Origin of the sequence: Delftia sp. Cs1-4 (assembly GCF_000214395.1) — a bacterium.
Lineage (GTDB): Bacteria > Pseudomonadota > Gammaproteobacteria > Burkholderiales > Burkholderiaceae_C > Comamonas > Comamonas acidovorans.
On sequence record NC_015563.1, the window covers coordinates 3,395,751 to 3,416,383 of the forward strand.

A 20,633-nucleotide genomic window follows, 5' to 3' on the forward strand; every position below is an offset into this window, starting at 1 on the left:
CCTCGCACGTCTGCATGCGCTGATCCGTCATCGGACAACCCGATGTCCCGGACGTTGGACCATCACCTACAACCCGGGGCGCGTCCCGAACCGATGCTTGGAGTGGCGTGTTCGCAGCAGTGTGCACGCCCCACGAACGAGCCAACACGATGGACGCCCCATGGAACACAACACCCAGCTTTCCGTTTCGCGCAGGGACCTGCTGATTGCAGGTGCCTCCACGGCTGCGGCAACGGCCGTGCCTCGATCGGCCGGCGCGCAAGTGCAGCCTCCCTCCATCCCCGAAGGGGTTCAACTGCCCGTCACCCTGCAGGTCAACGGCAAGGAACACCGCCTGGACCTGGACACCCGCACCACGCTGCTCGACGCCCTGCGCGAGCATCTGCACCTGACCGGCACCAAGAAAGGCTGCGACCATGGCCAGTGCGGGGCCTGCACGGTGCTGGTCAATGGCCGGCGGGTGGTGTCCTGCCTGAGCCTGGCCGTGATGAACCAGGGCGCCGCCGTGACCACCATCGAAGGCCTGGGCACGCCGCAGTCGCCGCACGCCATGCAGGCCGCCTTCGTGCGGCACGACGGTTTCCAGTGCGGCTACTGCACGCCGGGGCAGATCTGTTCTGCCGTGGGCGTGCTCGATGAAATCAAACGCGGCATGCCCAGCCATGCCAGCGAAGACATCGTGGCCCAGCCCCTGGTGTCGGCCCATGAACTGCGTGAACGCATGAGCGGCAACCTGTGCCGCTGCGGGGCGTATTCCAACATCGTCGATGCCATCACCGAAGTGGCGGGGGAGGGGCGGACATGATTGCCTTCACCTACGAACGCGCCCAATCCCCCGCGCAGGCTGCAGCCGCCGTGGCGGCCCGGCCGGGCGCCCGCTTCATCGCCGGGGGCACGAATCTGCTGGACCTGATGAAGCTGCAGATAGAAACCCCCGTGCATCTGGTCGATGTGAACGGCACCGGCATGGACACCGTGGAGCCCACGGCGCAAGGCGGGCTGCGGATTGGCGCATTGGTGCGCAACAGCGACCTGGCCGCCCATGCGCGCGTGCGCCGCGACTACGGCGTGCTGACGCGCGCCCTGGTGGCCGGCGCCTCGGGCCAGTTGCGCAATATGGCGACCACAGGCGGCAATCTGCTGCAGCGCACCCGCTGCCCGTATTTCTACGACACCAACATGCCGTGCAACAAGCGCGTGCCGGGCAGCGGCTGTTCGGCCATTGCCGGCGTGAGCCGCCAGCATGCGGTGATCGGCGGCAGCGAGGCCTGCATTGCCACCCACCCCAGCGACATGGCCGTGGCGCTGCGCGCACTGGATGCCACGGTGGAGACCATCCAGGCCGACGGCAAGGCCCGCGTCATCCCCATTGCCGACTTCCACCGGCTGCCCGGCAGCACGCCGCACGTAGAGACGGCCTTGCAGGCCGGCGAACTGATCACCTCCGTCACCCTGCCGCCGCCTCCGGGCGGCACGCACATCTATCACAAGGTGCGTGACCGAGCTTCCTATGCCTTTGCGCTGGTGTCGGTGGCTGCCATCGTGCAGCGCGACGGCAGCGGGCGCGTGGCCCTGGGCGGCGTGGCGCACAAGCCCTGGCGGCTGGAGGCTGCCGAAGCACAGATGCCGCAGGGAGCCAAGGCCGTCACCGACCGCCTGCTGGCAGGCGCCCGGCCCACGCAGGACAACGCCTTCAAACTCACGCTGGCCGAACGCACCCTCGCCGCCGTGCTGCATCAGGCAAGGAGCTGACGCTATGAAATTCGACACCCCCGCAACGGTCAACCCCATTGACCAGCTCAAGATCATCGGCCAGCCGATGAACCGCATCGACGGCCTGCTCAAGACCACCGGCACGGCGCCGTATGCCTATGAACGGCATGACGTGGTCCAGCACCCGGCCTATGGCTATGTGGTGGGCTCGGCCATCGCCAAGGGCCGCATACGCAGAATCGGGCTAGCGCAGGCAAGCCGCGCGCCCGGCGTGCTCGCCATCGTCACCGCACAGACCGCTGGCAAGCTGGGCCAGGGCAAGATGAATACCGCGCCGCTGCTGGCAGGCCCCGAGGTGGCCCACTACCACCAGGCCGTGGCCCTGGTGGTGGCGGAGACCTTCGAGCAGGCGCGCGCTGCCGCGCAGCTGGTCCGTGTGGACTACGAGCCCTTGGCTGGCGCCTATGACTTGGCCAAGGCCAAGGACTCCGCCGTGCCACCCGACAGCATCAATGGCGATTCGCCGGATACGGCCATTGGCGACTTCGACGGCGCGTTCGCCTCTGCCCCCGTGAAGGTGGACGCCACATACACCACGCCCGACCAGTCGCACGCCATGATGGAGCCCCATGCCACGCTGGCCGCATGGAAGGGCGACCAGCTCACGGTATGGACCTCGAACCAAATGATTGCCTGGGGCCAGGGCGAGCTGGCAAAGACGCTGGGCATTCCCAAGGACAAAGTGCGCCTGGTCTCGCCATTCATTGGCGGCGGTTTTGGCGGCAAGCTGTTCCTGCGGGCCGATGCCCTGCTGGCTGCATTGGGCGCCCGCGCGGCAGGCCGGCCCGTCAAGGTCGCACTGCAGCGCCCGCTGATGGCCAACAACACCACGCACCGCCCGGCCACCATCCAGCGTGTGCGCATCGCGGCAGGGCAGGACGGAAAAATCACCGCCATCGGCCACGAAAGCTGGTCGGGCGACCAGCCCGGAGGATCGGCGGACGGTGCCGTGGACCAGACCCGCCGCATGTATGCCGGCACCCATCGCATGACCGCCACCCGCCTGGCCGTGCTGGACCTGCCCGAGGCCAATGCCATGCGCGCCCCCGGCGAAGCCACGGGGCACATGGCCCTGGAGGTTGCCATGGACGAGCTGGCGGAAAAGCTCGGCATCGATCCCGTGGAGCTGCGCATCCGCAACGACACCCAGGTGGTGCCGGACAGCGGCAAGAAGCCGCAACCCCAGGCGAAGGAGGGCACCCCTGGCCAGGAGCACAAGCCGTTTTCCCGCCGTGAATTCGTGCAGTGCCTGCGCACGGGCGCCGAGCGCTTCGGATGGAGCCAGCGCAATCCCCAGCCGGCCCAGCAACGCGATGGCCGCTGGCTGATCGGCCTGGGCATGGCCGGCGCCTACCGAGGCGCGCCTGTCATGAAGTCCGCCGCCCGCGTGCGCCTGGACAGGCAGGGCATGCTCACCGTGGAAACCGACATGACCGACATCGGCACGGGCAGCTACACCATCATTGCCCAGACGGCGGCCGAGATGCTGGGCCTGCCGCTGCAGCAGGTGCGCGTGCGGCTGGGCGACTCCGGCTTTCCCGTGTCGGCTGGTTCGGGCGGGCAATGGGGTGCGGCCAGTGCCACCTCCGGCGTCTATGCCGCCTGCGTGAAGCTGCGCGAGGCCGTGGCGCGCAAGCTGGGCATGGACCCGGCGACGGCCGAATTCTCGGATGGGCATGTGCAGGCGGGCGGCAAGCGCCGGGCCCTGGCCAGCGCTGCCGGCGACGCCGACCTGACGGCCGAGGATGCCATCGAATTCGGCGTGCTGGACAAGAAGATGCAGCAGTCCACCTTTGGCGCGCACTTCGTGGAGGTCGCCGTGGACGCATTCACCGCCGAGGTCCGCGTGCGCCGCATGCTGGCCGTTTGCGCGGCCGGCCGCATCCTCAATCCCAAGACGGCCCGCAGCCAGGTCATCGGCGCCATGACCATGGGCGTGGGAGCGGCCCTGATGGAAGAGCTGGCCGTGGACACGCGCCTGGGCTATTTTGTCAACCATGACCTGGCAGGCTACGAGGTGCCCGTTCATGCCGACATCCCGCACCAGGAAGTGATCTTTCTGGACGAGGTCGATCCCATGGCCTCGCCCATGAAAGCCAAGGGTGTGGGAGAGCTGGGTATCTGCGGCGTGAGCGCAGCCATTGCCAACGCCATCCACAACGCCACCGGCGTGCGGGTGCGCGACTACCCGATCACACTGGACAAGCTGCTGGCAGGACTGGGGAGGCTGGCATGACAGGGGACTGCACCTGAGGCAGTCCGCTCAGGCCCAGGATTCTTGATGAACGAAGGCCGGTCACCTCTGGGTGGCCGGCCTTTTTGCATGTGGCCATCAATAGAACGCATAGCTTGCGCGTCCGTCGGCATTGGCCTGGAAAGGCTGGCGTGGAGATACTTTTTGCACTGGGGAATGTCGGCGCTGTGCGCTCCGAATGCAGGCCGCCCCCAGTTTTCCCACAGAAGAACCTGGCCTGGGCGCAAAGCGCCTGCCAGGGCAAAGAGACAACCTGCTCCGACAAGGACTTGTATGAAAGATATCCGCAAGACGATGGACGAGGGCGCCATGGCGCCGTTCCAGTGGCTGGCCGTGGCCATTTGCATCCTGCTCATCATGCTGGACGGCTTCGATGTGCTGGTGATGGCCTTCACCGCCTCGGCCGTCGCTGCCGAATGGAAGCTCAACGGGGCGCAGCTGGGCGTGCTGTTCAGCGCCGGTCTGATCGGCATGGCCCTGGGCTCGCTGTTCCTGGCGCCCGTGGCCGACCGCCGTGGCCGGCAACCCATCATCGTGCTGTGCCTGGTGCTGGTGTCCGTGGGCATGCTGCTGTCTGCGGCAGCGCGCAGCCATGTCGAACTGGCAGCCCTGCGCGCCATGACGGGCGTGGGCATTGGCGGCATGCTGGCCAGCGTGGGGGTGATCACCTCAGAGTATTCATCGAACAAATGGCGCAGCACGGCGATTGCGCTGCAGGCCACGGGCTATCCGATTGGCGCCACGCTGGGCGGACTCATGGCCGCCTGGCTGCTGACACACCATGGTTGGCGCTCGGTCTTTGTGTTCGGCGGCCTGGCCACGGCGCTGATGGTGCCCATCGTGCTGTGGCGCCTGCCGGAGTCGGTGGATTTCCTGGTGGGCCGTCGCCCGGCGCGTGCGCTGGAAAAGCTCAACCGCCTGATGGCACTCATGGGGCACCCCCCCATGCTGCAGTTGCCCGCGCAAGCCGGCGGTGACGTCCAGCAGGGCAATACGGTGGCCGCCTTGTTCAAGAACGGCCTGGCGCGCCCCACGCTCATGCTCTGGACCGGCTTCTTCCTGCTGATGTTCAGCGTCTACTTTTCCCTGAGCTGGACGCCCAAGCTGCTGGTGCAGGCCGGCCTGTCGGCACAGCAGGGCGTGACGGGCGGCGTGCTGCTCAACCTGGGCGGCATTGCCGGCGGCAGCCTGTTCGGCCTGCTGGCGGTCAAGGCCAAGCTGCGGCATCTGGCCATGGGCAGCCTGCTGCTGAATGCCTTGTTCACCGCGCTGTTCGGCCTGGCCTCGGCCAGCCTGGGCTGGGCGTTCGCCGCAGCGGTGGGCGTGGGCGTGTTCCTGTTCGCCTCCATGGCCGGGCTGTACGGGTTGGTGCCGGCCACCTATCCGGCCCAGGTGCGCGCCACCGGCATGGGCTGGGCCATAGGCATTGGGCGCATAGGCGCCATCGTGGCGCCCACCATGGCTGGCCTGCTGCTGGACGGTGGCTGGCAGCCTGCCTCGCTGTACTACGTCTTTGCCTTGCCGCTGATTGCCGCTGCGCTGGCCGTGTGGGCCACGGGCGCCGGCCGCGCCCTGGCGCCGGGGGGTGGCGCGCTGCGAGCGCCTGGTGCTTGATCCTTGAACCCCTATCCGTGAGCACGCGCCCGAGCGCCCAAGCGCTCAAGCGCAGGAGAAACACTTCCATGGCATTGGACAAACCCTATCTAGACGTACCGGGAACCACGGTCTTCGACGCCGAGCAATCCCGCCAGGGCTACTGGCTCAACCAGTTCTGCATGTCGCTGATGAAGGCCGAGAACCGCGAGCGCTTTCGGGCTGACGAGCGCGCCTATCTGGGCGAATGGGCCATGACGGCCGAGCAAAGACAGGCCGTGCTGGACCGCGACCTGAACCGCTGCATTGCGCTGGGCGGAAACATCTACTTCCTCGTGAAGATCGGCGCCACCGACGGCGTCAGCGTGCAGAACATGGTCTCGACCATGAGCGGCATGAACGAGGAGGACTACCGCCAGATGATGCTGGGCGGCGGACGCAGCATCGAAGGAAACCGCTACCTGCATGAGCAGGAACGACAGGAAAAAGGCATCTGATGGCACGCATCACCGCATCCGTCTACACCTCGCATGTGCCCGCCATCGGCGCGGCCATGGATCTGGGCAAGGCGGGCGACCCCTATTGGCAGCCGCTGTTCAAGGGCTTCGAGCACTCGCGCCAATGGCTCAAGGACAACAGGCCCGACGTGATCTTCCTGGTCTACAACGACCACGCGACCGCGTTCAGCCTGGACTTCATCCCGACGTTTGCCATCGGCACGGCCGCTGAATACCAGCCGGCCGACGAAGGCTGGGGCCCGCGCCCCGTGCCCAAGGTCGTCGGCCATCCGGAGCTGGCAAGCCACATCGCGCAGTCGGTGATCCAGCAGGACTTCGACCTGACCATCGTCAACAAGATGGACGTGGACCACGGCCTGACCGTGCCGCTGTCGCTGATGTGCGGCGAGCAGGACGCGCGCACGGGCGCCTGGCCCTGCCCGGTGATTCCGTTTGCCGTGAACGTGGTGCAGTACCCCGTGCCGTCGGGCCAGCGCTGCTTCAACCTGGGCCGCGCCATCCGCCGCGCCGTGGAAAGCTTCGACGAAGACCTGAACGTGCAGATCTGGGGCACGGGCGGCATGAGCCACCAGCTGCAGGGCGCGCGTGCCGGCCTGATCAACAAGGAGTGGGACAACCGCTTCCTGGACCTGCTGATCGAGAACCCTGCCGGTTTGGCCAAGATGCCGCATATCGACTACGTGCGCGAGGCTGGCTCCGAAGGCATCGAGCTGGTGATGTGGCTGATCGCGCGCGGTGCCATGGCCGATGTGGATGGCCCCGCGCCGCTGCCCAAGGTCAACCACCGCTTCTACCATGTGCCGGCATCGAACACCGCTGTCGGACACCTCATCCTGGAGAACGCAGCATGAGCCGGCCTTGCGTGGTACTTCTGCCGGGCCTGCTGTGCGACGAGACGGTCTGGCACGAGCAGCGGGCGGCCCTGTCCTGTGCCGGTGTTACCGAGTGCATTGTTCCGTCCTATGGCGCGGCGGCCACCATCGAAGACATGGCGCGCCTTGTGCTGGACTGCGTGGCGGCCGAGCGGTTTTCGCTGGCGGGCCATTCCATGGGCGGGCGCGTGGCCCTGGCCATTGCCGGCATGTCGCCCCAGCGCGTGGAACGGCTGGCCTTGCTGGACACCGGCATGGACCCCATCGCCCCGGGCGAGGCCGGCGAGAGCGAACGCGCCAAGCGCATGGCGCTCCTGCAGATCGCCCGGCACAGCGGCATGCGCGAGATGGGCCTGCAATGGGCGCGCGGCATGGTGCATCCCGACCGGCTTGATACGCCACTGTTTGGCGAGGTGCTCGACATGGTGGCGCGCTTCACGCCCGAGGTGTTTGCTGCGCAGATCAATGCCTTGCTGAACCGCCCCGATGCGGGCCATGTGCTCCGGCAACTGCGCTGCCCGACCCTGCTGGCCTGCGGTCGCCAGGATGCCTGGAGCCCGCTGTCACGCCATGAGCGCATGCAGGCCCGGTGCCCGGGCGCCGAGCTGGTGGTGATCGAGGACAGCGGCCACATGAGCACCATGGAGCAGCCGCAGCAGGTGTCGCGGGCACTGCTCGACTGGATGGGGCGCTGAGCGAGCGCTGCGCTCAGCCTAGCCCGGCAGATCGCCCACGGCCCGCCGGCAGGCCTGCATGAACAGCTCCAGGTCCTGCGATGCCGTGCTCAGCGCACGCGTGGCCAGCCCGATGCGCCTGCGTGTGGAAGGCAAGTCCACGGGCACGATGGACAACTGGCCGCCGTGGTCATCCTGCAGGGCCTGTCCGCGCGAGGCCAGGGCCAGCCGGCCCGTCTGCAGCACAAAGGCCAGCGTCATGGTCGGGCTGCTGGCGCGCAGGCTGGCGCGCGGCGGCTCCAGGCCCTGGCTGCGGAACAGCTGGACCATGGCGCGATCGGCCGGCGTGCCGGGCAGGGGCGAGACCCAGGGCCATTGCAGCAAGTCCTCCAGAACCAGCTGGCCGCGGTCCAGGCAGGCATGGCCGGCCGGTGCCACCACGACCAGGTCATCGTCGAACAGGTGCAACTGGCGTACCTCATCGGAGGGCATGTCGGCGCGCAGGGCGCCAGCGATGGCGTCGATGTCGGCGCTCAGCAGGTGCTGCACCAGGCTCTCGTAGGTGCCGTCCACGATGCTGACCTCGATGTCCGGGTGGCTGGCGGCCAGGCTGTCGACCGCGCGCGGCAGGAAGATTCCCACCGACAGCGGCAGCACACCGACCACCACGCGCCCCCGGATCTCGCCGCGCCAGGCGGAAATATCGCTGTCCATGCCGCGCACCTCGGCCAGGGCCAGCTTGACACGGCGCAGCAGCGCTTCGCCGGACGGCGTCAGCCGCGTGCCGAAGGCCAGCTTGTAGAACAGCTGCATGCCCAGACTGGTTTCCAGCCCCTGCAGCGCCGCATGCACGGCGGGCTGCGTCAGGCCCAGCCACTGCGCGGCCAGGGATTCGCTGCCGCAGTCGGCAATGGCCATGAGGGCGCGCAGCTGGCCCGCAGGCACGCTCTCGGCAAAACGCTCGGGCAGGGGAGGGCGCCTGGCCGCCAGCGTGGCGGCGGCCTGGGCGTCGGCCGCGCCGCTGCCCAGATGCTGGAGCATGGCTTCGATGCGGGCGGCCAGCTGGCTGCCCAGCGGGGTCGGCATCATGCCGCGCGCCCCCCGCATGAACAGCGGCAGGCCACAGGCCTCTTCCAGTTGCAGCACCGAGCGCGCCACGGCCGGCTGAGAAAGATGCATAGCCTGGGCGGCCCGCGTGGTGCTGCCGTGGCGCACCACGCCCAGCATGGCGCGCATGGCCCGCAAATGGCCTGCCAACTCGGGAAAACGCGAAGGATTGCTGGTGGCCGGGCCGGTCCAGGGGGCAAGGTAAAGGTTCATGGAAAGGCGCTGAACGGCACGTTGGAAAACCGTGTTTTGATTGTCCCATAAGAAAAACGCATTGATGGCCGGGGCTCCGGCATTGGCCGGATCGATGCCAGCGTGGAATGCTTGGGGCCTGGATCAAGACAGCCCATCGCAGGCTGCGAATTCCGGGGAGACAAGAAACATGAACCATGAAATCGACCGGCTGCTGGCCCGCCAGGCCTGCCTGGACCTAGTGCTGCGCGCTGCTGCCTTTGCGGATGCCGGTGATGCCCAGGCCCTGGCGCAACTGTTTGACCAAGACGGCCAACTGCAACGGCCCGGCGGCGAGGTGCTGGGCGGGCGCACGGCCATCGCCGCCGCGTACTCCCAGCGTCCTGCGGGCCGCATGACCCGGCATCTGGTCACCAACACGCTGGTGGAAATGCAAGGCCCGGACCGCGCCAGCGCGCGCAGCCAGGTGCTGCTGTGGTCCTGCGACGAGGCCGATGCCATCACGCCGCACGGCCGCCCGGCCCAACCGCGCCAGCTCGTTGGCGAGTTCGATGACACCTTTGGCCGCAGTCCTGAAGGCCATTGGCTGATCACGCGCCGCGTGGCGCGCTTCGTCATGTACCGGGACCTCCGGGGCGCCTGAAGCGCAGGGCGCCCAGCCGCTTTCTCCCATTTCCCCGCGCCCGCCACTCTCGCCTTTCCCAAGGCGCAGCGTTGCGGCGTGCTGATTCCGCAACGACAACAACAGGAGACAAAAGCATGAAACGCACTCTCAAGAGCATTCCCCAACCCCCAGCCAAGCGCCCACTGCGGGCTTGTCTGCCCCGCCTCGCCCCGCTCGCCATGCTGGCAGCAGCAGGCAGCGCCCAGGCCCAGACCGCCTCATCGGTGACGCTGTACGGCCATCTGGACACCGGGATCGAGCACCTGACGAATGTGCAAGGCGGCGGATCGCTGACGCGCATGCCCGGCCTCACGGGAACGGCACCGTCGCGCTGGGGGCTGCGTGGGAGCGAGGATCTGGGCGGCGGCCTGAGCGCCGTCTTTGCGCTGGAGTCAGGCTTCGGCCCGGATGCCGGCACCTTCAACCAGGGCGGGCGGGGCTTCGGGCGCCAGGCCTGGGTGGGGCTGTCCGGAGGCTGGGGCAGCGTCTCGCTGGGGCGCAACTACACCATGCTGTACTGGGCATTGTTCGATGCCGACCTGCTCGGTCCCAACGCCTTCGGCCTGAGCAGCCTGGACAGCTACATCCCCAACACGCGCACCGACAACTCCCTGGCCTACCGGGGGCGCTTCGGCGCCTGGAGCCTGGGCGCCGCCTACAGCCTGGGACGCGATGCCGTCAACGCCGGCCCCAGCCCGGCCGGCACCAACTGCGCCGGCGAATCGGCCACGGACAGGCAGGCCTGCCGCCAGTGGTCCGCCATGCTGAAGTACGACACCACGCCCTGGGGCTTTGCGCTGGCCGTGGACGAGATGCGCGGCGGCGCCGGCGCATTTGCAGGGCTCACGCGCTCGGACCTGAAGGACCGCCGCATCATGCTCAACGGCTATGCCGCGCTGTCACCCACCATCAAGCTGGGCGCCGGTCTGATGCGCCGCGACAACGACGCAGCCCAGGCGGCCTCGGCCAGCAACGGCGCCACGCCGCGCAGCACCCTGGCCTGGGGCGGCCTGTCCTGGTCCCCCAGCGCCGCCGTCGTGGTCGATGGCCAGCTGCAGCAACTGCGCTATGCCCAGGGCGGCGACCGCTCCACCCTGCTGACCCTGCGCGCCACCTACAGGTTCTCCAAGCGCACGGCGGTCTATGCCCAGGCCGCGCGCATTGACAACGGACAGCGCCTGGCCATCTCGGTCAGCTCGGCCGCAGCCGGCGGCAGTCCGCTGGCGGGCGCGTCGCAGACCGGCCTGATGCTGGGCCTGCGCCACTCGTTCTGAAACCGAAGGCCAGGCCGGCCGCATCCAATGCGACGCCTGGAGCGTGTGATCACCAGCGCGAAGAGCCGACGCGGGCACTTGAAAGTGCACACCACGCTCTAGATCTGTACAGCGCGGCCGATGAACTGAATGGGCCCTGTCGGGCGTCCGCTCGGGGAGCCGCCTTCTGGCTCCAGGGTGAGCTCGAAAAGCTGATTCGGCTGCAGAGGCGGCAACTGGTCTACCGGCACTTCGATGGCTTCGCCCGGTTTGACCAGACCCAGGGACACCGGCGCCTTCCAGCCGTCGGCCTTGGTCCAGAACTGCAGGGATTTTTCCGCCGGAATGGCATCCTTGCCCAGTGGCACAAGGCGCAGATGGCCTTCAGACTGGGCCTGGACCACCCACCCGGGGGCCTGATTCTGCGGCGCGGCCAGCACGACGAAATAGCGCGGGGCAGCCGGCGGTGATGCCTCTCGCACCAACAGCACAGCCGCGAGCAGTGCTGCAGCTGCAAAGCCGCCACCCGCCAAGCCGCGCCAAAGGGCGAGACTATCCCAGTGCCACCAGGCACCACGCTGTGCGCGGCCCTCTGGCCGGGCCGGCTTGACGCTGGCCGCGATGCGCTGCCACAGCGTTGCGGAGGGCTCGATGGGGGGAGCCAGCTGAACCAGCGGCAGGAGCCGTTGCTCCCATGCCTGCACGGCCGTGCGCAACGCAGGCTCGTAGGGCAGACGGGATTCGATGGAGCGGCGCTGGGCTGCATTGAGGGTGCCCAATACGTACTCGCCGGCCTGCATCTGGAGATCGTCCGGGGAGCCGTCATCCGTCGACTCTGAGGGATTGGGGTGGGTGTCGCCGCTCATTGCATGCACTCTCTCAGGGCACGCAGTCCGCGTTGAACCCAGGCCTTGACCGTACCAAGCGGTGCCTGCACACGCGCCGCAATTTCGCTGTGGCTGCAGCCGTCCACGTAGGCGTGCAACAGGCAGGCGCGGCGCTCGGGCTCCAGCCGGTCGAGGCAGTCGCCAAGACGACCCAGCGTCGCCTGCCGCTCCCATTCACTGCCGCCTTCCTTCCATGCCGAAAGTGCGGCCTGGGCGTCATGCGCTTCATGGGCCGTTTCATCCAGCACGGTTTCGCGTGCGCCATCCCGTACACGGTTGAGGGCGGCGTGCCGCACCACGCTGTAGATCCACCCTCGACCACTTCCGCGATTGCCGTCGAAGGTGGATGAGCGGTTCCAGATGGAGACAAACGCATCGTGCAGCACGTCTTCCGCAGCGGCGCGATCGCGGACGATGCGCAGTGCCACGCCGAGAAGAAAGCGCGCCTCGGCCTCATAAATCCGCTGCAAAGCATCGCGTTCGCCGCGTGCACATGCATGCAATGCTGCGTCATGGTCGAAAGCTTCGTTGTTCTGGGAGGCAGCGGGCGGCACGAAATGGAGCGAAGGGGGCGTTGCGGGAAATCCTTCGTCCAGTGTATCCGCGCCGCTGCCGGCTCTTACATGGGCTTCCAGAAGATGTAGTCGGCCTGGTACTTCACGGTGGTCTTCTGGCCCTTGTTGGCAGCCATGCAGGGCTTGTCAGCCGGCGCCACTCCGCCCTGGAGCGCCACGCGCTGGATGTAGCTCACACCCTCCAGCGAGCCGCTGCCCATGGCCGGGTTTGCCTTCACCAGCTGGTAAGGCAGATTGCCTGCGCCGGACGGCGCCACAGCCAGCTGGGTGGCGGTGAGTTTGGAGCCGTCGTTGGCCTCCCAGGTTGCAGGGGGGCCGTAGTAGCGGCCCACTTGTTTGCCCATGCGGTCCTTCAGCACAGCATCGGGTCCCACAAAGACCCATTCCGTCTGGCCAGGCGCGTTGGCCTTGTCGCGGCACTCGTAGGTGATGTCACCGCTGCCGACGGTTTCCCACGCGACCTTGTTCCCGGCAGGAACCTGGATGGAGGCGGGCAGCGATGCCTGGGAGAAAGTGCTGGCCGGCTTGTGCATCGAGCCACAGGCAGCGAGCAGGGCCGCTGTGGCTACAGCAAAAGAAACGGCGGCGGTGCGGGACGCGGAACGAGAGGTCAACATTGCAATTCTCCAAACAGTTTTGTGAAGGGGACTGAAGCAGCGCATTTTTTGGGCTGCTGCTGGTACTACCCGCCATCGCGTCGTTTGGATGCACCCCATGCAAAAATATTTTCGAGCAATGCCGGCGCCAGACTCCATCAGACTGCGGTTGGTGACATTCTTGACCTGCAGCACCCGGGCCACCTCGCCCGAGGCACGCTGCTCCCAGTAGGCCACGCGGCCGTTGAGCCAGGGCAGGGGAGAGAACTTGACGCCCGCTTCCCAGCCATCATTGATGGAGGGCCTGAGGTTGCGATCCTGCGTGCGGCAGGCGTCGATGCCCGAGTCGATCTCAAAGGTGGGCGAGCATGTCCTTTGACGGAACGAAGAAGGCAATGCCTGTCACCGCCGCCGAGAAGTCAAGGATGCGGTCGTGGAGCGGAGGCGGGCTTCCGATGAACATCCGTTCGAGCATCTGCTCGATCACCCACAGGTGCCTGGAATAACCGATGAAATAGGTTCCGTACTCCTTGAGTGCAGGCCTCGCGAAGGGCATGTTGTCTCGCAGGATGTCGTGCTCGACGCCGTCCTGCGTGATGGTGCACAGCGTCTTGTGTGACTTCTGTTCCGCCTCCGAGGCATCGGGAAGCTCGGTGTTGGTGAACTTCTTTCGCCCAATGATCTGCTCCTGGGCTTCGGTGCTCAGGCTTTTCCATGCCGGGAGGTCGTGGAGGTACTTCTGTACGACGACATAGCTTCCGCCCGCATGTTCAGGATCTTCCTCGCCCACTATCGTTGAGGCCGGCAGCGCCAGGCCGACCGGATTCGCCGTGCCATCGACAAAATCCAGCAGGTCGCGTCCGTCGAAGTACCGGAATCCGGCGACCTCATCCATGGCCGCGACTGTCCCTTCCAGGGCCTCCAGGAGCATCTGCTCGAACGCCACGATGAGATCCATGGACCTGGCGCGGATGTGGAACAGCAGGTCCCCCGAAGTAGAGACTGCCACATGGGTGGCGCCCCGGATTTCGCGGAATGGATGGAGCTCGGCCGGAAGCGGGGTACCGACGAGCGGACCCCACACATCGGCACCGATGCCCACGTTGCAGGTAAAAGTCCCGGTCACGTCCCGTACAAGGACGTTCTTGATCAGGCCGTCCAGATCGCCGAGCACGGATCGCACGGTGGAGAGGGACGCTGCGTCTCTTGCAACGGTAAGGACCAGGAAGGATGCGGCGATCGACAGCGCTGCATCAATTTGCTGGGGCTCGGCCTGGCGCGGGATCGTGGGTGTGGTCATTGGAAGTACCGGCAGATGGACGAAATGGGCGTCAGGGATGGCGCATTATCTGGCCCAACCGGCGCAGCCGGCCCAACCGGCACCAGGAGCAACATCACGGACGGTTTCGCCAGATCCTCACTCCCATTTTTTCGGCATCTTCCCGGTACTCCTGGATTTTCTGCTTCAGGTACTCCTGCAGCGGCCTGCCGACCAGGGAGTAGGGGTACAGGTCGAAATTCTCCAGAAGTGCCATATAGCCAGGAAGGCCCATCGCCTTTTGCAAGGTGTCGGACCAGTAGCATATTGCCGATGGAGGCGTGCCTGCCGCCATATAGAAACCCCTGACCGTCATCCAGGTCACACAGCTGTTTCCGGCAGAATTCGATTAGAGCTATGTTAGTTCATCTAAAGAGCTTCTATATTTCTGATTATTCGATCGAATGATGTAAATGACATCGATGTTGGATCAACCGCGCGTCTAACTTCTTGCGCAATACCATATTGCTCAAGATTTTTTACTAGGTCGCTTATAATTTTAAAAGACTCAATTCTTGTGTACATCCTTTTCCGCCTCTTTGATACATCTTTTTCAAATCGGGATATTAATTCATTGTATTCTGAATTTCTTGATGTTTCATTATTTTTTAGAATTAACAATAATGAATTACAAGCGGATTCTGCCTCTCTAAATATTCGGTCTGCAAAAGAAATATGTAGCTTGTCGCAGCAAGTGGAAAGGCCGCTTAAGTAGATTCTTGCATTTTCAACAGTCAGAGAATTGGTCTCAGATTGATCGCTGAGTGCATATGAAGCCAAAAGGGCATTTTCAGAATTATTCCGCAACATGCCTTCGCACACACCCCACTCGAAATAAAAACCGCGATGGTTTGGATTTTGACCGAAATTTCTAAATAGAGGGACAGCTTGATCTGCATTTTTCTGACGCCTGTATAAAGACGCAAGCTTAGTCAATACATTAAAAGATCCCTCAGTTTCGTAAACCTTAAGGGCTATGTCAATCGCAAGCCGTGTTTTTCCAGATAAGAATAGCTTCTCAACCATCTCAAATCGCCAAAACGCCAGGTCGTTAACTTGTTCAGTTCTTGCTCTTATCACTTCAGAAGTAGCAAGATCCACGTAGTAATGTGAAATATCCTCATCAAACCTATTTTCTAAAACATCAATTATAGCCGCAGCGATATATTTATGACGCGTAAAAATAGTTGTTGATGTGCTCGTAGCAGCCGCTTCCTTGCCGAGTTGACGAAGAACTTGACTCTGCAACTTAGGTATGGATATTTCCAATAGCCCTGCAAGTGCTGCGAAACTGAGCTTGTCAAACCCTTCAAAATGCATGGCGGCGATATATCCAAGCACGTCCTTGAGTGTGAAATCATTTTGCAGTTCAACCTCGTTCAACCGCATGAGCATTGATTCAGCATGCTCCAGCAAGTCATTCCCATGACGGGACATGAGAAGTGCGCCGAAAAAGGCATCTGAATTTCCTTTTGACTCCTTTCTTGCATAAAAGCGAAGCTTGTCTGCGCGTTCATCTTCAGGGAGTCTTGAAAGCTCTTCACCCAAGCCCTTGCTACCATAGTTACCCCACGACTTGACGATGAGTTCGGCATCTTTAATGCTAAGGTCTTTCAGTATTTCTTCTTTATATTTAGCCTTAAAAGTCCATGCTAAGCTCTTTGCTCCAGACGATTGCCAATCGGAATCCCTGCTTGCAAGTAAAAAATCAATTCGTCCAGTGAAGCCATTAAATCCTGCATCAATGAATTGCAAAATATCCTTCGCTACTTGATCTGCCTCATCGATGACAAACAGCCAGTCGTTGTGGCTCCGTAATATCTCTAAAAAATCAGTTGCGCTAAATGCACGTGTGTGATTTGTTCTGAAGAGTAGTTTTTTTGACTTATTTGTGCGCAATATCTCTAAACATGACTGTAGAAGTGCCGTTGTCTTTCCTTCGCAGCCAGCACCGAGAATAACGCAGACCAAAGGAATTGTTACTTCAGTGCGGAAATTTCTAATTACCTTACTAACAATTTCTCTTCTAGGAATAGAATCAGAAAGCGCAACAGACCAAGTAGGGGTGGCGCCATCAAAATATGCAATAGATTCATCTTCCTTGAGCTTCGTAGTGTAACGTTCGAGTGTGTCCAGATCCTTGATATCCCATCCTGCCAGTGGCGTACTTTTCGGCCTTTGTATATAATTTGACTTCGTTCGAGCTCGTGGTGCTTCAATTTCCCACCATTCACCGTTTCGGTAACTTTCGTGAAATCTGGTTCCATCAAGTGTCCAACACTGGTTGAGAAAACTCCAATTGAAAGGCTGGAATCGAAAAATACTATTATGTAAATCAGCTTCGCCCCACATAAAACCATTTTTCCACTTTCCTCCCTCAGGGCATTGCCATGCTGCTCCTGCTTGAACAGAAATAAATTCTCCTGATCCGTTTAGGCTGCTAGAAAATGACTCAGTGTGCATATGGCCATGCAAATAAATAGCATTTTTTGATCCTAAGAGTGCTTGAATTGCATGCCTATGTGATTGGTAGAGCCAATCAAGGGGATGGTGTCCAAGTACGAACTTGATTTGGCAATCTGATATTCTTTCCAGAGCCTCTCTTAGAATTGGTACGCCCGGAGTCAACGTTTCTTTATCTTTATCTCCATCACAGAGCCAAGCAGTATTAAGTCCAACAATGCCGATTTCAGATGAATTTATTTGCCGTTTAACGATGAATGCACCACTGTCAGAATTAATTAAATTTGAGATTTCGCATAAATTATGCTCAAAGAAATCTTGAAACCTCTTGGCAAGCATTTCCCGATTTATTGCAGACCCTATTTCCGGATTGAAAGACTTGGATTCAGGTCTAACAAATTTTTCTTTACTGAATTCTTGATTAATATTACGATTTAAATCGTGATTTCCAGGAACTGTAAATATATTGTCGAGATAATCATTTCCATAAATCTCTATGATCGGTGAAATGAGATGCTCAACAAACTGTGCATATTCAGATTTCTTTCCAGAATTCGCAACATCTCCCGTTATAAAAATAAAGTCAGGGTTAACTCCATCTTTGTGCAATTCTTTCAAATGCTGGACAATCTTATTTGCTGAAAAAGCTTGTTCAAACTCATTTACTCCGAAATGAAAATCGGATAAATGCAGCCACTTAACGGTACTCATTACTATAATGTCCTTCGTAATTATCATATACACCATCTGCCAGTATTTAGAGATAAAGGTTTAGGCGTTATTTCGAGAAATCGCGTTGCGTTGTTCAACTCGATCTTAGATCAGATTGCGTTCCGCATGAACGAACTATCGTGTATTTTCATAAAAACATAAAGATGTCAAGCATAAAACCTGTGGTGATATACGAACGTTTCGTGATGACCTGGCGCAGCGTCGTCCGTATGGTGCACAACCATGGCATTCGAATGTTCCCGATCACTTACCTCGTATCTCGAGGGGCCTCTCAGACTTCGCGGGTCTTTACACTCAGCGCAGCGTTCATAGGTGCGTCATTTCCCCCATAAAGCGAAAATCCGGACCATGTTGGTTGACAAGATGAAGGGCTTTGCTGCGCTGCTGCTGACTATGCTGCCTTGGACAAAACATTGCAGGTTGCCGCAGCGCGAAGAGGAATTGAAAGGGCCTTCTTCAGTCGCCGAGCCTGCTTCAACGGCGACGCCTACGGTGGCTGGAATCGAACTCGGCTGGCTTCGGGTGTTGACCTCCGATCAGCTGCCCGCTGTCGTGCGCGCAGAGAAGGCTGTGGATGCTATGTGGCGCCAGTCTCACCAGAGCCGTGAAGTCTGGGAGCGTGATCTGTTGCCGGCCATCCATCGATACGCAGCGTTCGTGCAATTGATGCCTGCGTCAGAGGCGCATCACCATGCCACGCCGGGGGACTACTTTCACACACCATCGAGATGGTGCTGGCAGCCCTGACCTGGCGCAACGCCATGCTGCTACCCGGTGGCTCTCAGATCGAGGAGATCGATGCGCAGCGCGACCAGTGGAGCTACGTGGTGTTCTTCGTCGCGCTGCTGCACGACATCGCCAAGCCCATAACCGATCTGCGGATCCAGTGACGTTGTGATGGCATGGCCGATTCGATTCGCTGGACACCTGCAGGCGGCAGTCTGGTTCAGATCACGGCCCGGCGTGCTGCCGCCGAATACCTGGTCGGTTTCACGCCCAAGAGCCAGCGCGACTACAGCGCCCACGGCAAACTGGCGCAGCTGCTGCTGTCGCGCATTGCTCCAAAGTCGGCACTCGTGTTCCTGGCCCAGACGCCCGCAGCCATGGACGCCCTGGAGCAGTATCTCCGCGGCCAGGACCGCGACAGCTTGGTGGCCCAGCTGGTGCGCCGAGCCGACCAGGCCTCGACGCAGCGCGCTCTGCTGTCGGGTCACAAGGGCCGCTTCCCGACCTCGAAGTCCAAGCCGTTGATCGACTTGCTGATGCAGGCCATCACCAGCATGCTGCAGGCAGGCACCGAGCTGCCGCTGAACCGCTCAGGTGGCGCGGCCTGGGTGTTTGAGGGAGCCATCTGGTTCGTGGCCAAGCGCTTGGCGGATTCGGTGCGCGAATGGATCAAGCGCAATGCGCCCGATGAGGCTGTACCAGGGGACTCGAAGAACGATCGGCTATTCGACACCTGACAGGACTATGGCGTCATCGACCTGAACCCGGCCACCGGGCAGGCTATCTGGCATGTGACCGTGCATGGAGAGGCATCCGAAGCTGCGGCAGATCGAGGAGGTTATGAGCACGACCTGGCCATGCTGAGATTTCCCTTGGCCAAGGTCTTTTCGCACGAGAGCAAGTATCAGGCGCCCATGCAAGGCAGATTGGTCCTGCGGTAAAAACGCAAATGAGGCCGGGGAGGGCGGGGCCTCATCACAGGCCGTGCAACTGCAGATTCCTGCGGCAGGTTCTGGTGGTAGGGAGGATGCGGCAGGCCATGCACCCGAAGCTGCAGCACTACCAGCCAGTGCTCGCACGCCTGCAGCTGCAACTGCGCCCAAGGCGCCCAGCAAGCAGGAATTGAAGCTTGCGGCAGTCATGCGTGAACCGGCGTTCAGGGCACCATCTGCTGCGGCAAAGTCGCCTGCAATGCAATCCGAAACTGGCACAGCACATCAGGCACGAAAGATTGATGCAACGCCAGTGAGCCCCCGGAATACTCCTGCACCCGGACGTGCCCCTGCAACGGCTCCAGCAGAAGCTGGCCCAGCAATCAAGGCAGAACCAGTACCTGGACCAGTTCGGCAACCTGAGAATGCTGCACTACCAGCGCCGCCGCTGGCGGCGGGATCTTCAATCGATTTTGACCCAGGCGATGCAGCCTACCTGCTCGACCAGAGTGACTTCCTCGATGAGGCCGAAACTGCAGCAGCGATGCGACCCAAGAAAGGCCCACGGCCACCGAAGCCCGCGCGGGCCAGGGAGGAGGGCGGTGCGGTGCGCGAGCAATCATCAAAAGCTGCCGCAGGCCTGGACGAGGCCCAGGCTACGCCAGAGCCTCCAGCACAGCCTACAGCCCAGATCCTTTCATCTGAACCTGCAGCAGTGCCTGCGCCCGAGGCGACGCCACCAATGCCTGTCCCTCCTACTCGGCGCGCCGCGAGCGTCGCTTCGGAGTTCCGGAGCCTGAGCGACGAGCTCGATGACTTGCCCACGGTCGTGGTGCGTTCCAGGACCGAGCCACAGGCCGCACGCTCAGACGACCCACAGCCGGTGCTGCTCTTGCAGCAGCTACCCAAGATCGATGGCCAGGAAAGGCCTACGCACGAGCCCAGCGAGTTGGACGGGGGCAGCAGTGCATTTTGTCGAGCAAGGCATGGCGTTGGTTTCGCCGCTGATCTTCAAGAAATTTGCTCAGGAACATGCCGACCTGGCAGAAAGCCCAACTGAGCTGGCCACGAAGGACTTATGAGATTCAACGCACTTTCTAAAAACCAAGAGCCGAAGGTGGATCTGGATGTGGACCAGCGCCTTGGTCTGTGGAGATCGAGGCCTTGGCAGCACCGGGCGCTGTATCGCTGGAACGTATTGACAGCATATGCACGCGGGGTGGTCTCGGCCCGCCATCTCTGGGATGCCTTGCTCAATCCTCATCAGGTAATCATGTTGCCGTTTCGAGCGCCGCAGCGTGGGATGATTTTTGTGTGTCCTGCGGCTGCGCGTGAGTACAGGGAGATGTGCGAGTCAGACACCTGGGCCAGCACAAAGCTGACGCGTGAACTGGAGGGACCTGAGCAGCCGACTGGTGCTCGGGACATAGTTAGTGACTGCCACTACTGTGATCCGCTTAAAAGCTCACTTTTTAGAGATCATCTGACAGATACGATGTATATT

The 20,633-nt window shown here is 62.1% G+C and carries 17 protein-coding genes and 1 pseudogene; 11 read left to right on the forward strand and 7 right to left on the reverse strand.

The features are described 5' to 3' along the window. Positions 1-160: 160 nt before the first annotated feature. From paoA to DELCS14_RS14955, 7 genes are all read left to right on the forward strand, one after another. Positions 161-805, forward strand: a complete 645-nt coding sequence (gene paoA / locus DELCS14_RS14925; RefSeq protein WP_013802387.1) for an aldehyde dehydrogenase iron-sulfur subunit PaoA — start codon at positions 161-163, stop codon at positions 803-805. Further along, positions 802-1,752, forward strand: coding sequence for a xanthine dehydrogenase family protein subunit M (locus tag DELCS14_RS14930; RefSeq protein WP_013802388.1), 951 nt, complete (start codon positions 802-804; stop codon positions 1,750-1,752). The genes paoA and DELCS14_RS14930 overlap by 4 nt, the downstream gene beginning before the upstream one ends. Positions 1,753-1,756: 4 nt before the next feature. After that, the gene (paoC, locus tag DELCS14_RS14935) at positions 1,757-4,009 is read left to right on the forward strand and encodes an aldehyde oxidoreductase molybdenum-binding subunit PaoC (protein ID WP_013802389.1); all 2,253 of its coding nucleotides are present in this window, start codon (positions 1,757-1,759) and stop codon (positions 4,007-4,009) included. 291 nt (positions 4,010-4,300) lie between these two features. After that, positions 4,301-5,641, forward strand: a complete 1,341-nt coding sequence (locus DELCS14_RS14940) for an MFS transporter (protein ID WP_013802390.1) — start codon at positions 4,301-4,303, stop codon at positions 5,639-5,641. Positions 5,642-5,709: 68 nt separating this feature from the next. Then, positions 5,710-6,117, forward strand: a complete 408-nt coding sequence (gene ligA, locus DELCS14_RS14945) for a protocatechuate 4,5-dioxygenase subunit alpha (RefSeq protein ID WP_013802391.1) — start codon at positions 5,710-5,712, stop codon at positions 6,115-6,117. Further along, positions 6,117-6,989, forward strand: coding sequence for a class III extradiol dioxygenase subunit beta (locus tag DELCS14_RS14950; RefSeq protein ID WP_013802392.1), 873 nt, complete (start codon positions 6,117-6,119; stop codon positions 6,987-6,989). The genes ligA and DELCS14_RS14950 overlap by 1 nt, the downstream gene beginning before the upstream one ends. Continuing rightward, positions 6,986-7,705, forward strand: a complete 720-nt coding sequence (locus DELCS14_RS14955; protein ID WP_013802393.1) for an alpha/beta hydrolase — start codon at positions 6,986-6,988, stop codon at positions 7,703-7,705. Before DELCS14_RS14950 ends, DELCS14_RS14955 begins: the two co-directional genes overlap by 4 nt. Positions 7,706-7,723: 18 nt before the next feature. Here DELCS14_RS14955 and DELCS14_RS14960 read toward each other — a convergent pair whose 3' ends face one another. After that, positions 7,724-9,004 carry a LysR family transcriptional regulator gene (locus DELCS14_RS14960; protein WP_013802394.1) on the reverse strand — a complete coding sequence of 427 codons (1,281 nt, stop codon included), beginning with the start codon at positions 9,002-9,004 and terminating at the stop codon, positions 7,724-7,726. 169 nt (positions 9,005-9,173) lie between these two features. Here DELCS14_RS14960 and DELCS14_RS14965 point away from each other — a divergent pair, with 169 nt between their 5' ends. Continuing rightward, positions 9,174-9,626, forward strand: a complete 453-nt coding sequence (locus tag DELCS14_RS14965; RefSeq protein WP_013802395.1) for a nuclear transport factor 2 family protein — start codon at positions 9,174-9,176, stop codon at positions 9,624-9,626. Between the two features lie 116 nt (positions 9,627-9,742). After that, positions 9,743-10,921, forward strand: coding sequence for a porin (locus tag DELCS14_RS14970; RefSeq protein ID WP_013802396.1), 1,179 nt, complete (start codon positions 9,743-9,745; stop codon positions 10,919-10,921). Between the two features lie 98 nt (positions 10,922-11,019). Here the strand turns inward: DELCS14_RS14970 and DELCS14_RS14975 are convergent, their stop codons facing one another. The 6 genes from DELCS14_RS14975 to DELCS14_RS29985 all read right to left on the reverse strand — a co-directional run bounded on the left by DELCS14_RS14975 (position 11,020) and on the right by DELCS14_RS29985 (position 17,450). Beyond that, the gene (locus DELCS14_RS14975) at positions 11,020-11,766 is read right to left on the reverse strand and encodes an anti-sigma factor (protein ID WP_013802397.1); all 747 of its coding nucleotides are present in this window, start codon (positions 11,764-11,766) and stop codon (positions 11,020-11,022) included. After that, positions 11,763-12,341, reverse strand: a complete 579-nt coding sequence (locus DELCS14_RS14980; RefSeq protein WP_013802398.1) for a sigma-70 family RNA polymerase sigma factor — start codon at positions 12,339-12,341, stop codon at positions 11,763-11,765. The genes DELCS14_RS14975 and DELCS14_RS14980 overlap by 4 nt, the downstream gene beginning before the upstream one ends. A 65-nt stretch (positions 12,342-12,406) precedes the next feature. Next, positions 12,407-12,979 (reverse strand): DUF3455 domain-containing protein, encoded by a 573-nt coding sequence (locus DELCS14_RS14985; RefSeq protein WP_013802399.1) that lies wholly within the window; start codon positions 12,977-12,979, stop codon positions 12,407-12,409. A 331-nt stretch (positions 12,980-13,310) separates the two neighbouring features. Beyond that, the gene (locus tag DELCS14_RS14990; protein ID WP_013802400.1) at positions 13,311-14,258 is read right to left on the reverse strand and encodes a Dyp-type peroxidase; all 948 of its coding nucleotides are present in this window, start codon (positions 14,256-14,258) and stop codon (positions 13,311-13,313) included. A 94-nt stretch (positions 14,259-14,352) separates the two neighbouring features. Then, a complete protein-coding gene (locus DELCS14_RS14995; protein ID WP_216595203.1) occupies positions 14,353-14,601 on the reverse strand; it encodes a hypothetical protein in 249 nt (82 codons plus the stop codon). 44 nt (positions 14,602-14,645) lie between these two features. Then, entirely contained in the window at positions 14,646-17,450 is a 2,805-nt protein-coding gene (locus DELCS14_RS29985) for a metallophosphoesterase (RefSeq protein WP_013802401.1), read from the reverse strand. Between the two features lie 414 nt (positions 17,451-17,864). Between DELCS14_RS29985 and mobH the strand changes: the two are divergent. Together mobH and DELCS14_RS31400 are read left to right on the forward strand one after the other, a co-directional pair. Continuing rightward, a pseudogene (mobH, locus tag DELCS14_RS31240) lies at positions 17,865-18,934 on the forward strand (MobH family relaxase). 1,181 nt (positions 18,935-20,115) lie between these two features. Further along, the gene (locus DELCS14_RS31400) at positions 20,116-20,211 is read left to right on the forward strand and encodes a hypothetical protein (protein ID WP_267234582.1); all 96 of its coding nucleotides are present in this window, start codon (positions 20,116-20,118) and stop codon (positions 20,209-20,211) included. Positions 20,212-20,633: the final 422 nt, after the last annotated feature.